The sequence below is a fragment of the Rhodanobacter sp. Soil772 genome (assembly GCF_001428385.1).
Taxonomy (GTDB): Bacteria; Pseudomonadota; Gammaproteobacteria; order Xanthomonadales; family Rhodanobacteraceae; genus Rhodanobacter.
Genome location: NZ_LMSK01000001.1, coordinates 1,286,538 through 1,298,856, shown reverse-complemented (window position 1 = coordinate 1,298,856; position 12,319 = coordinate 1,286,538). Strand labels below are relative to the sequence as shown.

The 12,319-nt window shown below is 68.0% G+C and carries 15 protein-coding genes; 6 read left to right on the top strand and 9 right to left on the bottom strand.

Annotation, left to right across the window (positions count from 1 at the left end; translation table 11 throughout):
* The first annotated feature begins 16 nt into the window (after nucleotides 1-16).
* Both ASG75_RS06110 and ASG75_RS06105 read left to right on the top strand, forming a co-directional pair.
* Complete coding sequence (locus ASG75_RS06110) at nucleotides 17-565, top strand: GNAT family N-acetyltransferase (RefSeq protein WP_056386652.1); 549 nt, start codon at nucleotides 17-19, stop codon at nucleotides 563-565.
* Nucleotides 562-876, top strand: coding sequence for a non-heme iron oxygenase ferredoxin subunit (locus ASG75_RS06105; protein WP_056386650.1), 315 nt, complete (start codon nucleotides 562-564; stop codon nucleotides 874-876). The genes ASG75_RS06110 and ASG75_RS06105 overlap by 4 nt, the downstream gene beginning before the upstream one ends.
* 94 nt (nucleotides 877-970) lie before the next feature.
* Here the strand turns inward: ASG75_RS06105 and ASG75_RS06100 are convergent, their stop codons facing one another.
* Entirely contained in the window at nucleotides 971-1,753 is a 783-nt protein-coding gene (locus ASG75_RS06100; RefSeq protein WP_056386649.1) for a MipA/OmpV family protein, read from the bottom strand.
* A gap of 139 nt (nucleotides 1,754-1,892) precedes the next feature.
* Here ASG75_RS06100 and ASG75_RS06095 point away from each other — a divergent pair, with 139 nt between their 5' ends.
* Nucleotides 1,893-2,645: an MtnX-like HAD-IB family phosphatase gene (locus ASG75_RS06095; RefSeq protein ID WP_235580150.1), complete on the top strand. Its 753-nt coding sequence runs from the start codon at nucleotides 1,893-1,895 to the stop codon at nucleotides 2,643-2,645.
* Nucleotides 2,642-4,045, top strand: a complete 1,404-nt coding sequence (locus ASG75_RS06090) for an aminotransferase class III-fold pyridoxal phosphate-dependent enzyme (RefSeq protein ID WP_056386647.1) — start codon at nucleotides 2,642-2,644, stop codon at nucleotides 4,043-4,045. Before ASG75_RS06095 ends, ASG75_RS06090 begins: the two co-directional genes overlap by 4 nt.
* A 116-nt stretch (nucleotides 4,046-4,161) precedes the next feature.
* On the opposite strand, the gene ASG75_RS06085 is transcribed toward ASG75_RS06090, so the two are convergent.
* Together ASG75_RS06085 and ASG75_RS06080 are read right to left on the bottom strand one after the other, a co-directional pair.
* Nucleotides 4,162-5,394 (bottom strand): beta-ketoacyl-[acyl-carrier-protein] synthase family protein, encoded by a 1,233-nt coding sequence (locus ASG75_RS06085; RefSeq protein ID WP_056386645.1) that lies wholly within the window; start codon nucleotides 5,392-5,394, stop codon nucleotides 4,162-4,164.
* Nucleotides 5,394-5,666 carry an acyl carrier protein gene (locus ASG75_RS06080; RefSeq protein ID WP_056386643.1) on the bottom strand — a complete coding sequence of 91 codons (273 nt, stop codon included), beginning with the start codon at nucleotides 5,664-5,666 and terminating at the stop codon, nucleotides 5,394-5,396. The genes ASG75_RS06085 and ASG75_RS06080 overlap by 1 nt, the downstream gene beginning before the upstream one ends.
* A gap of 68 nt (nucleotides 5,667-5,734) precedes the next feature.
* Here ASG75_RS06080 and ASG75_RS06075 point away from each other — a divergent pair, with 68 nt between their 5' ends.
* Together ASG75_RS06075 and ASG75_RS06070 are read left to right on the top strand one after the other, a co-directional pair.
* Nucleotides 5,735-6,805, top strand: a complete 1,071-nt coding sequence (locus ASG75_RS06075; protein ID WP_056386640.1) for a GNAT family N-acetyltransferase — start codon at nucleotides 5,735-5,737, stop codon at nucleotides 6,803-6,805.
* A complete protein-coding gene (locus tag ASG75_RS06070) occupies nucleotides 6,798-7,679 on the top strand; it encodes an arginase family protein (protein WP_056386638.1) in 882 nt (293 codons plus the stop codon). Before ASG75_RS06075 ends, ASG75_RS06070 begins: the two co-directional genes overlap by 8 nt.
* Before the next feature lie 2 nt (nucleotides 7,680-7,681).
* On the opposite strand, the gene ASG75_RS06065 is transcribed toward ASG75_RS06070, so the two are convergent.
* The 6 genes from ASG75_RS06065 to ASG75_RS06040 form a co-directional block, all read right to left on the bottom strand.
* Nucleotides 7,682-8,893: a DegT/DnrJ/EryC1/StrS family aminotransferase gene (locus ASG75_RS06065; RefSeq protein ID WP_056386636.1), complete on the bottom strand. Its 1,212-nt coding sequence runs from the start codon at nucleotides 8,891-8,893 to the stop codon at nucleotides 7,682-7,684.
* A 20-nt stretch (nucleotides 8,894-8,913) separates the two neighbouring features.
* Nucleotides 8,914-9,312, bottom strand: coding sequence for an EamA family transporter (locus ASG75_RS06060; RefSeq protein ID WP_056386634.1), 399 nt, complete (start codon nucleotides 9,310-9,312; stop codon nucleotides 8,914-8,916).
* Nucleotides 9,309-9,686 carry an EamA family transporter gene (locus ASG75_RS06055; protein ID WP_056386632.1) on the bottom strand — a complete coding sequence of 126 codons (378 nt, stop codon included), beginning with the start codon at nucleotides 9,684-9,686 and terminating at the stop codon, nucleotides 9,309-9,311. Before ASG75_RS06055 ends, ASG75_RS06060 begins: the two co-directional genes overlap by 4 nt.
* Before the next feature lie 2 nt (nucleotides 9,687-9,688).
* On the bottom strand, nucleotides 9,689-10,525 hold the full coding sequence (locus ASG75_RS06050; protein ID WP_056386630.1) for an alpha/beta fold hydrolase: 837 nt from the start codon (nucleotides 10,523-10,525) through the stop codon (nucleotides 9,689-9,691).
* A gap of 66 nt (nucleotides 10,526-10,591) precedes the next feature.
* Complete coding sequence (locus tag ASG75_RS06045; RefSeq protein ID WP_056386628.1) at nucleotides 10,592-11,569, bottom strand: HlyD family efflux transporter periplasmic adaptor subunit; 978 nt, start codon at nucleotides 11,567-11,569, stop codon at nucleotides 10,592-10,594.
* The gene (locus tag ASG75_RS06040) at nucleotides 11,566-12,318 is read right to left on the bottom strand and encodes an ABC transporter ATP-binding protein (RefSeq protein WP_056386626.1); all 753 of its coding nucleotides are present in this window, start codon (nucleotides 12,316-12,318) and stop codon (nucleotides 11,566-11,568) included. Before ASG75_RS06040 ends, ASG75_RS06045 begins: the two co-directional genes overlap by 4 nt.
* Between the last annotated feature and the right edge of the window lies 1 nt (nucleotide 12,319).

Below are 12,319 nucleotides of genomic sequence, written 5' to 3'. Positions count from 1 at the left end.
GCTTTATCATCCGCCCATGACTGCACAACCCTTAACCGTGTTCCGCGCGGCGACCCTCGCCGACGTCGATGCCATCGTGGCCCTGGTCGAGTCGGCCTATCGCGGCGAATCCGGCCTGCGCGGCTGGACCACCGAGTCGCACCTGCTCGACGGCCGACGCACCGACGCGGCCGATGTGCGCGCGCTGATCGAACGCCCCGACAGCCGCGTGCTGCTGGCCGAGTCCGCCGGCCGGCTCAAGGCCGGCTGCCATGTCGAGCGCCAGGGCGACGCCGGCTACTTCGGCATGTTCGCCGTCGACCCGGCCGAGCAGGGTAGTGGCCTGGGCAAACAGGTGCTGGCCGAGGCGGAGCGGATCGCGCGCGAGGAGTGGCGTTGCCGCGCGATGCGCATGACGGTGATCGTGCAGCGCGAGGAACTGATTGCCTGGTACGGCCGTCGCGGCTACCGGCGCACCGGCGAATACCAGCCGTTCCCGTACGGCGACGAGCGCTTCGGCATTCCCCGCCGCGACGACCTGCGCTTCGAGGTGCTGCTGAAAGACTTCGACGGGGCCGCGGCATGAATGGCTGGGTCCGGGTCGGCACCCGCAGCGACTTCCTGCCGGGCGAATACAAGGTGGTGTGGGACGGCGACACGCCGATCGCGGTGTACAACATCGACGGTGCGCTGTACGCGGTCGAGGACACCTGCACCCACGACGGCGGCGACCTGGCTGGTGGCGAGGTGTTCGGCTTCGAAGTGGAATGCCCGCGCCACGGCGCGCGCTTTGACCTGCGCACCGGCGCAGTGACGAAACCGCCGGCGTACGAGCCGATCGCGAGTTTCCCCGTGTGCGAGGAAGACGGCGCGATCTGGACGCGCGACGATCGCTGAAATCCGTCGGGCTTCGCCGTACGACGCTACGGCAACAGAAGGCAGAATGACTTGTCCGTGGCTGGTGCCTGCCTTGCCGAAATCGCGCGCGGCCTCACAGGTGGTACATGAACGCCAGTGATTCGGACAGCTGCGTGCGCGAGCCGTAGCGGCTGACCAGCGGGCTGTCGGCGGCACCGCCGAGCAGGCGTCCGTAGACCAGCACCAGCGCCACGCCAGTGTGCTTGCTGGTGGGCATGAACAGGTCGTACTCCAGCGAGGCCAACTGGCTGCCGGCGCCGGGCTGCCACGCCGGCGCCGACAAGGCGCGCGCGGCTTGCGGGCCGATGCCGAAGAAGCGATTCATCGCCGGCGCGTTCATCGCCTGCCAGTGCAGCGCGACGGCCTGTTCGAGCAGGCCGGCCGGCGGCAGATCCCATTCGGCATACAGCTCGAGATAAGCGCCGGCGCCGTTGATGTCGTGGCCGAGGTTGCCGCCCACGTCGATCTGTCGGGTGAGCTGCCACTCCAGGTAACCGCCCAGGTTGATGCGCGGCGGCAGCGACGCGATTTTTCCGCGCAGGCTGCCGAGGTCGTCGCGCGAACGCCCCCACTGGTAATCGCCATGGATGCCGCCGTGCCACGCAGTGCCGCGGATCAGGTCGATCTGCAGACCGTCCAGCGTGGAGAAACTGCCGCGACCGGGCAGTTCGATGTCGAGGTACGGTACCGGCTCGCTGTGCTGGTTCTTTGCACCGGGCCAGCTGGGCATGCGCTGCATGCCGGCGCCGACGGCAAACACCGCAGGGTCGGTCGCCGCGATGCAGCCCAGCGGCCACAGCAGGCATGCCGCCAGCAGCGGGCGAAGTCGCAACGGAGTGAGGCGGTGGTCGCGCATGGGACAGCAGCATAGGTGCTGCCGACGTGCTTCGGCAGACGCCACGGCGCGTGTACTCAGCATCCGTTCGGAAAGGGGAAAGGGCGCCGAAAGACAGCCTTCCTACGCTGCGCCCTATTGTCATTCGAGCGCGCCATCGATGCCCGTTTCCGGCTGGACCATCCTGTGTGATTTCGACGGCACCATTTCCGTCGAGGACGTGATCGACTCGCTGCTCGACCGTTTCGGCCGCCCCGGCTGGGAAGTGCTGGAGCGGGATTGGCGCGCCGGCCGGATCGGTTCGCGCGAGTGCATGGCCGGGCAGGTCGGCCTGCTGCAGATGAGCCGCGCCGAACTCGACGCGCACCTGGCCGAGGTATGGATCGACCACGCGTTTCCGGGCTTCGTGGCAAAGGCGCGCGAGCTCGGCGTGCCGATCCGCGTGGTCAGCGACGGTCTCGACTACGCGATCCGCCGGATTCTCGATCGCTATGGCTTGAACGACCTGCCGCTGGCGGCGAACCACCTGGCGCCCGGCACGCCGCCGAAGCAGTGGCAGTTGACCTCGCCGTTCCAGGCCGAGGGTTGCCGCAGCGGTACCTGCAAGTGCGCGTGCGTGGCGCAGGCCCGCGACAGCGGTGCGAAGACCTTGCTGATCGGCGACGGCGCCTCGGATTTCTGCGCTGCCGACCGCGTCGACTTCGTGTTCGCCAGGCATCGCCTGATCGAGCATTGCCGCGCCACCGGCATTCCCTACGTGCCGATCACCGGCTTCGAGGATGCGCTCGAGTTCCTGCCGCAACTGCTCGACGGCAGCCTGTTCGACCGTCCCCCCCGTGCCTGCGCTGGCGACGTCGGCCTGACCGGCGCCGGCCTGCGCGATCCCTCTTCCCCGACTCCGGACTTCCGATGAATGTTTTCGACAAGAACGCTTCCGTCGTGATCGACGACGCCCAGCTGCTCGCCGACGAGGCGAAGTACAGCTCGTTCGGCGACACCGTGCACTACGTGGATCCGCCGAAGATCTTCCGCACCTGCGAAGGCAGCTACATGTATGACACGGCCGGCGTGCCGTTCCTCGACCTGCAGATGTGGTACTCCGCGGTGAATTTCGGCTACCGCAATCCGCGCCTGGACAACGTGCTGAAGCGGCAGATCGACATCCTGCCGCAGGTGGCCAGCCAGTACCTGCACCAGACCCGCATCGAGCTGGCCAAGACGGTGGCGCTGGACGCGAAGAAGAAGTTCGGCCTGGACGGCCGCGTGCACTTCAACGTGGGCGGCGCGCAGGCGATCGAGGATTCGCTGAAGATCGTGCGCAACGCGCGCAACGGCAAGAGCCTGATGTTCGCGTTCGAAGGCGGCTACCACGGCCGCACGCTGGGCGCCTCGTCGATCACCTCCAGCTACCGCTATCGCCGCCGCTTCGGTCACTTCGGCGAGCGCGCGATGTTCATCCCGTTCCCGTACCCGTTTCGCCGCCCGAAGGGCATGACTCCCGAAGAGTATTCCGACGACTGCGTGCGCCACTTCGCGCGCCTGTTCGAGACCGAGTACAACGGCGTGTGGGACCCGAAGGTGAAGCAGGCCGAATACGCCGCGTTCTACGTCGAGCCGATCCAGGGCACCGGCGGCTACGTGATCCCGCCGATGAATTTCTTCAAGGACCTGAAGAAGGTGCTCGACCAGTACGGCATCCTGCTGGTGGTCGACGAAATCCAGATGGGCTTCTGGCGTACCGGCAAGCTGTGGTCGATCGAGCATTTCGGCGTCAAGCCCGATGTGCTGGTATTCGGCAAGGCGCTCACCAATGGCCTCAATCCGCTGTCCGGCCTGTGGGCGTGCGAGGAGCTGATCAACCCGACGATCTTCCCGCCGGGCTCGACCCATTCCACCTTCAACTCCAACCCGCTGGGCACCGCGCTGGGCCTGGAAGTGATCAAGATGGGTTATGAACTGGACTACGAGACCAGCGTGCCGAAGAAAGGTGCGCACTTCCTCGAAGGTCTGCGTGACCTGCAGAAGCGCCACAAGGAAATCGGCGACGTCGACGGCCTCGGCCTGGCGCTGCGTGCGGAGATCTGCACCGACGATGGCTTCACGCCGAACAAGGCGCTGCTCGACCGGATGGTCGACATCGGCCTGGCCGGCGACCTCGAGCACAACGGCAGGAAGATGGGCCTCGTGCTCGACGTGGGCGGCTGGTACAAGAACGTGATCACGTTCGCACCGTCGCTTGAGATCACCCATGAGGAGATCGACCTGGCGATCGCGCTGCTGGACCAGTTGCTGACCAAGGCCAAGAAGGGCTGATGCTGAAGAGCGGCTGGGACGATCGCCCTTTTGTAGGAGCGCACCCTGTGCGCGATGCTTTTCCGTCACGTGACGAAGGGCTATCGCGCACAGGGTGCGCTCCTACGGGTGCAGAGCTACGGCGCGCGCCTGAGCGCCAGCACCGCGTTGAGTCCGCCGAACGCGAACGAGTTGGAGAGCGCGGCACGCACCGGCATCGGCCGGGCGACATTCGGCACGTAGTCCAGGTCGCAGGCCGGATCGACCTGGTCGAGATTGGCGGTGGGCGGCACCACGCTGTCGCGCAGCGCGCCGATCACCGCCACCAGTTCCAGCGCGCCGGAGGCGCCCAGCGCATGGCCGTGCATCGACTTGGTCGAGGACACCGCGAGGCGTTCGGCGTGCGCGCCGAAGGCGAGCCGGATCGCGCGGGTCTCGGTCACGTCGTTGGCCTGGGTGCCGGTGCCGTGGGCGTTGACGTAGTCGACGTCCTGCGGTGCGAGGCCGGCATCGTCCAGTGCCTGGCGCATCGCGGCGGCGGCACCGTCGGCGCTGGGCATCACGATGTCGGTGGCGTCGGCGGTCATGCCGCTGCCGGCCAGCTCGGCCAGGATGGTGGCGCCGCGCGCCTGCGCGTGTTCCATGGATTCCAGCACGAAAATGCCGGCGCCCTCGCCGAGCACCAGGCCACGCCGGTTCACGCTGAACGGACGGCAGGTGTCGTCGGCGAGCACGCGCATGGCTTCCCAGGCGCGCAGCGCGCCATAGGTGAGGCAGGCCTCGGTGCCGCCGGTAATGGCGGCGTCGGCGAGGCCCCAGCGGATCATCTGCGCCGCCTGGATGATCGCGTGGTTGGCCGAGGCGCAGGCGCTGGCCACGGCGAACGTAGGGCCGCGCAGGCCCCAGGCGATGCTGATCTGGCTGGCCGAGGCGTTTGTCATCAGCCGCACGATGGTCAGCGGGTGCGCGCGGGCGGCATTTTCCCCGTACAGGCGCCGGCTCTGTTCGTCCTGGGTGGTCTCGCCGCCCACGCCGGTGCCCACGATCACCGCGGTGCGCAGGCCGAGCTGGTCCTGGCGGAAGTCCAGTCCGGATTGTGCGACCGCTTCGCGTGCCGCATGCAGCGCGAATTCCGAAGTGCGGTCGAGCATCGGCAGGGTGCGCTCGTCGATGTTTGTCGCCGGGTCGAAGCTGTCGGGCACCTGCGCGGCGACCTTCACGCGCAACCGTTCGGCATCGGGGTGGCGCAGCGGGCCGATCGCGCTGCGGCCTTCGCGCAGGCCCTGCCACAGCGCCTCGGCACCGACGCCGAGCGGACTGATCGCGCCCATGCCGGTGATCGCCACGCGGCGCAACGGAAGGCCCTGCATCAGTTCGACCCTGCGTCGGCGGCGACCTTGTCGGCCAGCGCCTTTTGCACCGCGTCGACCAGGTTCTGTACGGTGTCGCTATCGAAGTTGGCGCCCTGCTGGTCGGGGAAGTTGATGTTGAAGTGTTCCTCGATGTCGAAGATCAACTCGATCGCTTCCAGCGAAGCCACGCCCAGATCCTTCAGGGTGGACTCGGGCTTCACATTGGCCACGTCGGTCTTGGCCTGTTTGGCGATGATCTCGAACACTTGCTGCTGGGTGGTGTCGTTCATGGCGGAGAGATCCCTGGCGGCTGGCGGCAATGTCATGTCCCATGCAGTCTAGGCAGGCTGGCTTACGCATGCCTTTCATCGCCCAACTCGAACCCGATGCCCTGCTCGGTGCCTTCATGGCGCACCCGCCGGCCGGCTTCGCGGCCGGCCATTCGGTGCAGGGCATGCCGGTGTTCGTGGCGCCGTTCGACCTGCTGACCACAGCCGACGACGCGCTGCGCCGGCGCATGGTTGGCCTGCCGGGCTACCGTTGGTGGGGCCGCCTGCTGCGCTGGCGCACGCGCTTCGCCGGCAGCACCGTGTCCGAATACGCGCCCTTGCCGTCGGCGCTGGCACCCGCTGACCTGGCGCAGGGATTGAAGGCGGCGTACGGGCGCGAATGCCGGCTGCTGATCGTGAAGGACATCGCCCGGGATTCGCCATTGCTGAGCGACGCCGACAATGCGTATGCGTGCGCTTTCGCCAGCGCCTGTGCGGTGGCCGGTTTCGTGCTGCTGGAGGGCCAGGCGCTGGCGTGGGTGCCGATCGACTTCGGCTCGAACGACGAGTATCTGGCGCGGCTGTCGTCCGGGCGTCGGAAGAACATCCGGCGCAAGCTGCGCTCGCTGACCGACCTGCAGATCGAGTCGATGCCAACCGGCGATGCGCGTTTCCGCGACGAGGCGACGCTGGCCGCGTTCCAGGCACTGTTCGACAACGTGTACGCGCAGAGTGAAATCCATTTCGACCGACCGGCCGCGGCGTTCTTCCGCGCCTTGTTGCAAGATGGCGGGAGCGGCGGCGTGGTGTTCGTCTATCGCCATGCTGGCGAGATGATCGGCTGGAACCTCTGCTACGAGTACGCCGGCAAGCTGGTCGACAAGTACGTCGGCTTCGCCTACCCGCAGGCGCGCGAACACAACCTGTACTTCGTCAGCTGGATGCACAACCTCGACTACGCGCGACGGCGCGGGCTCAGCCATTACGTGGCCGGCTGGACCGACCCGCAAGTGAAGGCCTTCCTCGGCGCGCGCATGACCCTCACCCACCACGCGGTGTATGCGCGCAACCCGCTGCTGCGCGCGCTGCTGCGCCGGCTGGGCCGCCATTTCGAAAGCGATCGCAGCTGGCAGGCAGCCACGGAGGCGAACGATGAGTAATCTGGCCCATCGCCCGGTCGTACTCGACATCGACCACTCGGTCGGGCCGCTGCCGAATCGCCTGGTACTGCCGCTGGAACACTGGCAGGAATCGATCCGCTTCGGCTGCTCGCTGGCGGCCATCCGGCGTTTCGGTGCGATGCTCGACGAATTGCTGCCTGCCGACTACGGCACCGTCTTCACCGGCAGCGGCGACTTCCATCACCTCAGCTGGCCGCTGATCGCGCGCCTGCAGGCGCAGGCGCCGTTCCAGGTCGTGGTGCTGGACAACCACCCGGACAACATGCGTTTTCCGTTCGGCGTGCATTGCGGTTCATGGGTGCGCCGGGTGGCGACGCTGCCGCAGGTCAGCCACGTACACGTGCTCGGCATCACTTCGTCCGACATCGGCGCTGGCCATGCGTGGGAGAACTATCTAACCCCGTTGCGGCGCGGCAGGTTGAGCTACTGGAGCATCGGCGTGGACACCGGCTGGTCGCGCCGGCTCGGCCTGGCGCAGGCCTTCCGCAGCTTCGACACACCGGCAGCGATGGTCGACGCGTTCGTGGAGTCGCAGCGCACGCAGGTCACGCCAAGCTACCTGTCGATCGACAAGGACGTGTTCGCCCCCGTCGTGGCGCATACCAACTGGGACCAGGGCCGGCTGCTCACCGACCACGCCCTGGAACTGATCGGCAGCTTGCGCCACGGGCTGATCGGCAGCGACATCAACGGCGAGGTGTCGCACTACCGCTACCGCAGCTGGTGGAAGCGCCGGCTGTCCGCGCTGGATGCGCAACCGGACATCGATACGGCGCGACTGAACGACTGGCAGGCGCAACAGCATGCGCTGAACCTGCAGCTTCTGGCCGCCGTCGCGCGGCGCTCCGGTTGAGTTCAGCGCAGTACGGCTTCCAGCGCACCGCAGACTGCCTCGAAATCCGCGTCGGTCATCCATGGACTGTTGCCGATGGTGAGGCTGCGTGCGGCGAAATCACGGGCGCGCGGCACGTCCTGTGCAGGCACGACGCCGGCAAGATAGGCGTAGTCGGGCAGGGCGTGGATGAACAGGCGGCTGACGCCGTAGCCGGATGACCAAAGTTCATCCAGCGCGGCATCACGGTGTTTTTGATCCGGCAGCAACAGCAGTAAAAACGGCCAGATGCCGCTGGCGCCGGCGGGATCATCGAGCAGCTCGACGCCATCGATCTGGTGCAGCCGCGGCAATCGCCGTTGCGCCTGCGCCGACAGCCGGTCGAGAAACGCCGGCAGGCGGGCGGCGGCGTGTGCGCCGACGCCTTGGCGCCAGCGGCCGACACGGTGCAGCGGAATCGTCAGCGGGAAGTCGTCGCCCACGGCGGCCACCGGATCGCCACGGCGCAGGGCACGACGAAGGGGGTTGCCATACGCCAGTCGCAAGCCTCGCGGTTGGTACAGCGCGGCGTAGCCGAGCAGTTCGAGGCTGCGTTTGCATTCCCAGCTGAGATTGCGCGGCACGAGGCGTGCGGCGGTGCGCGCCAGTTGTTCGCGCAGTTGCGGATCGTGCGCCAGCAGCAGGCCGCCTTCGTAGATCGATAAACCCTTGCCGGCGGCCAGGCTGAAAAATCCCACGTCGCCGGCCAGCCCCACGCTGACGCCGTTGCGGCGTGCGCCCAGCGCCTGGGCGGCGTCCTCGATCACGTACGCGCCGACCTGGCGTGCGACGGCAAGCGCATCGTCGACGTCGGCGACACGGCCGGCGAGGTGGGTGGGAATGATCGCCAGCGTGCGTTCATCGCAGGCGGCGCGCAGTGCGACGGAGTCCATGTCGTAATGGCCGTGGCGCAGGTCGCACAGTTCCAGTTCCAACCCGGCCTGCTGTACGGCGATCGCCACCAGCGGACAGGTGAAAGCCGGCACCACCACGCGACGGCGCTGCGGCTGCAGTTCGCGCAGCGTGGTCAGTGCGATCAGCAGTGCAGCGGTGCCGGAGCATTCCAGCTGCAGCGGTGGCGTGCCCAGCAGCGCGGCGAGGTCGGCGGCCAGGGTCGGCGCGCCCGGGCGCAGATCGCCCAGCCGCAGCGGCAGGCCGGCGGTGGGCGGCAGTTCGTGAGGGCGGCGGGGCAGCATGAGCGCAGCTTAGCGGGTGCTCAGGTAGCGACGGTTTGCGCCGCATGATGCTCGCGGTCCTCGGCCACGCCCAGGCAGACGATGCCGGCGATGATCGCGATGGCACCCACGACGCGAGCAAGGTCGAGGTGCTCGTCGAACAACCAGATCGACAGCAGCATCACCGACACCACTTCCAGGTGCGAGGCGGCGAAGGCGGGGCCGATCGGCGCGTGTTTCAGCAGGGCTATCCAGGTGAAGAACGCGCCGACGTAGCCGATCACGGCGCCGTAGACCCATGGCTGGCCGAACACGCGCAGCAGCCACGCCAGGTTGGCTTCCACCGGCAGCGCCTGGCTACCGGCGTATTTGAAACTGATCTGGGCGAGGGTGTCGAAGCCCATCAGCAGCAGGAAGCCGAACAGGTAGAAGCGCTTCATCCGCCGACTCCCACGATCACCACGCCAAGCGTGACCAGCAGGATGCCGGCGACCCGCAACCGGGTCAGCTTCTCGCCGAACAGGAAACGCCCGGCGAGCATGATCGCCACGATGTTGATCGAACCCAGCAGCACGCCTTCGGACAGCGGAATCAACGACAGGAACGCGATCCACACCAGGAATTCGACCACGTAGCTGCCGATGCCGAGCCACAACCATGGCCTGGAAGCCATGTATTTCCAGCGCGCCAGGCCGTCGCCGGCGGCCCGATCACCGGCGGCCGCCTTGAACGCCAGCTGGCCACCGGTGTCGAGCACGATGTTGAGCAGCCACAGGCCCGCAACGAGAGTGGAGATGGAGCCTCCCGCCGGCATCGTCAGGCCGCGGCGCGCTGCGTGCCGTTCGACGCGACGATGCTGTCGAAGAACGCGGCCGAGCGATCGATCAGGGTGCGCCGTTCCTTGTCGATGGTGATCATGTGGTAACTGTCGTCGAGCAGCAGCAGTTCGGCCGGCGCATTGACTTCGCGCATCACCAGCTCGGCGTTCTTCAGGCTGGCGACGTCGTCGTCGCTGGCGTGCGCGACCAGGCAGGGCGAGGTGACCTGGCGCAGCTGGCGGCGCACGCTGGCGGCGAGGCCGTACATCTCGGCCAGCGAGTACCACGGGTTGCCGGGCAGGCCGGCGGCGGCGCTGTCGCCGCTGAGCATCGCCGTGCTGACTTGTGCGCGCAGGCGTTCGTCGCGGATGCCGTAGGGCGGTTGTTCCATGAAACTGCGAGTGCGGCCGATGCCGAATTTCTTCAACAGCGGCAGCAGGAACGACAGCCGCGCCAGCGGCGGAATGCTCCAGCCGTCGTAGCGGAAGGTGGCGCCGTACACGCCCACGCCGGCGATCTGCCGCGGCCGGTCCGCGGCCAGTTTCAGCGCCAGCAGCGCGCCCATCGACAGGCCGCCGACGAACAGCTGGTCGACCTTGCCGAGCATCGCGTCGGCGGCCTGTTCGACGCTGGCATACCAGTCGCGCCAGCCGGTGGCGAGCAGGTCGTCGACGTCGCCGCAATGGCCGGCCAACTGCATACCGTGCACAGTGAAGCCGGCGCGGTTCAGGCCCTTGCCGAGCAGGCGCATTTCCATCGGCGTGCCGGTGAGGCCGTGGATCAGCAACACGCCGCTGCGTCCGCCCTCGAAGAAAAAGTCAGTCTGCTGGATCACGCGGTTGCCCTGTGGGATGGATCGCGGCGGCTTTCATGCGAACGATGTTCGCAGCCGGCGGTTTCCTCAGTCTTTCGACACGGCGGCGGCCGGCGCCGCGGCATGGCCGAAGCGCACCATCACGCGCTGGCCGATGCGCAGGTCGCGGGTCTGGTCGGGCTGGTCGAACGCCAGCACGCATTCCACCGTGCGCGCGTTGGCGCGTACCTGCGGGTCGTTCTCCAGCGTGGCCGGCCCGTAGACTTCGCCGATGCGCAGCACGTGCGCGTTCCAGTGGACATGACCGCCATCGCTGTCGGCGACCACTTCGGCCGGCATGCCCGGGCGGATCACCCCGACGAAGCTGTCGTTGAGTTCGGCGCGGACGATTCGCGGTTTCTGTGGCAGCAGGGTGAACAGGGGGCCGGATGCGGGCGACACGCTGGCGCCGGGTTGGGCCGATACCTGCACCACGTCGGCGTCGAACGGGGCGAGCAGGCTGCGCTGCTTCAGCTCGTAGCGGGCCTCGTCCAGCTTCTGGTCGGCCATGTTCAGCGCCGCGTGGGCGGACTGCTGCTCGGCGTCGACCTGTGCCGCCGCTTCGCGTGCATCGTCGGCGCTCTGGCCGTCGCCGGCACCGGCGGCGGCGGCGGCGGTCAGGCGCCGGGCGCGCTGTTTCGCCGCGACCTGTTTGATCGCGAGCAACTTCAGCTGCGCTTGTGCCTGTTCCAGTTGCGCCTGGGCGGCCTCGACCGCCAGCGTGGCCGGCCGAGTGTCCAGTTCGGCGAGCAGCTGACCTTGCCTGACGTGGTCGCCTTCATGCACGGCGACCCTGGCGAGCGTGCCTTCGCGCGGCATCGCCAGGTTCAGCAGGCCGCCTTCGATGTCGACCTTGCCGCGTGCGACGGCGGCATAGGCGGTTGCGGGTTGCGCGGTGGCGCCGCTCGGCGCATCGGCGGAGCGGGAGCAGGCAGCCAGCCATGCCAGCGTCAGCGCAAGACAGCTGCACCCGAGCAGCCGCATGCCGATCGAATGCCGTGACGGATGGGCGGCGGGCAGCTTCATGACGGTATTTCCTTGCTGTCGATGCGCGGCGCATGGGTACGCCGGTCGCTGAGGATGCGGCCGTCTTCCATCGCCAGCACGCGGTCGGCGTGGACGACCAGACGCGGGTCGTGGCTGACGCACAGCACGGTGGTGCCGTGGGCGTGGGCGATTCGGTGCAGGATGTCGATGATGATCTGGCCGTTGGCGGCGTCCAGTGCGCTGGTTGGTTCGTCGGCGAACAGCAGCTCGGGCTGCTTGGCCAGCGCGCGGGCGATCGCCACGCGCTGCTTCTCGCCGCCGGACAGCTCGGACGGGCGCAGCCGCATGCGGTGCGCCAGGCCGACTTCCTCCAGCGATTGCTGCGCGCGCCGACGCGCCTCGTCGCGCGACAGGCCCATGTGGTTCAGCGGCAGCTCGACCTGCTCGAACGCGGAGAGCGCGGGGAACAGGTTGAAGCCCTGGAACACGAAGCCGGTATGCTGCAGGCGGAAGCGCTCCAGCGCGCGCAGGTCGAGCTGACCCAGCTCGCTGCCGAGCGCCCGCACGCGGCCGCTGTCGACCTTTTGCAGGCCGCTGAGGATCGCCAGCAGGGTGCTCTTGCCGCAGCCGGACGGGCCGGAGATCAAGGTCAGTTCGCCGGCGTCGATGCTCAGCGAGAAGCCGTCCAGCACCTGCGTGCGCTGGTGGCCGGAGACGAATGCCTTGCTGACGTTGTCGGCCTGCAGGGCAGGCGCGGGCACCGGTTCGCTGGCGGGGGCGGGAGGCATC

Bases quoted from the DNA above. Each gene is read 5' to 3' on its own strand.
- ASG75_RS06110 (WP_056386652.1), top strand. From the start codon at position 17: ATGACTGCACAACCCTTAACCGTGTTCCGCGCGGCGACCCTCGCCGAC.
- ASG75_RS06105 (WP_056386650.1), top strand. From the start codon at position 562: ATGAATGGCTGGGTCCGGGTCGGCACCCGCAGCGACTTCCTGCCGGGC.
- ASG75_RS06100 (WP_056386649.1), bottom strand. From the start codon at position 1,753: ATGCGCGACCACCGCCTCACTCCGTTGCGACTTCGCCCGCTGCTGGCG.
- ASG75_RS06095 (WP_235580150.1), top strand. From the start codon at position 1,893: ATGCCCGTTTCCGGCTGGACCATCCTGTGTGATTTCGACGGCACCATT.
- ASG75_RS06090 (WP_056386647.1), top strand. From the start codon at position 2,642: ATGAATGTTTTCGACAAGAACGCTTCCGTCGTGATCGACGACGCCCAG.
- ASG75_RS06085 (WP_056386645.1), bottom strand. From the start codon at position 5,394: ATGCAGGGCCTTCCGTTGCGCCGCGTGGCGATCACCGGCATGGGCGCG.
- ASG75_RS06080 (WP_056386643.1), bottom strand. From the start codon at position 5,666: ATGAACGACACCACCCAGCAGCAAGTGTTCGAGATCATCGCCAAACAG.
- ASG75_RS06075 (WP_056386640.1), top strand. From the start codon at position 5,735: ATGCCTTTCATCGCCCAACTCGAACCCGATGCCCTGCTCGGTGCCTTC.
- ASG75_RS06070 (WP_056386638.1), top strand. From the start codon at position 6,798: ATGAGTAATCTGGCCCATCGCCCGGTCGTACTCGACATCGACCACTCG.
- ASG75_RS06065 (WP_056386636.1), bottom strand. From the start codon at position 8,893: ATGCTGCCCCGCCGCCCTCACGAACTGCCGCCCACCGCCGGCCTGCCG.
- ASG75_RS06060 (WP_056386634.1), bottom strand. From the start codon at position 9,312: ATGAAGCGCTTCTACCTGTTCGGCTTCCTGCTGCTGATGGGCTTCGAC.
- ASG75_RS06055 (WP_056386632.1), bottom strand. From the start codon at position 9,686: ATGCCGGCGGGAGGCTCCATCTCCACTCTCGTTGCGGGCCTGTGGCTG.
- ASG75_RS06045 (WP_056386628.1), bottom strand. From the start codon at position 11,569: ATGAAGCTGCCCGCCGCCCATCCGTCACGGCATTCGATCGGCATGCGG.
- ASG75_RS06040 (WP_056386626.1), bottom strand. From the start codon at position 12,318: ATGCCTCCCGCCCCCGCCAGCGAACCGGTGCCCGCGCCTGCCCTGCAG.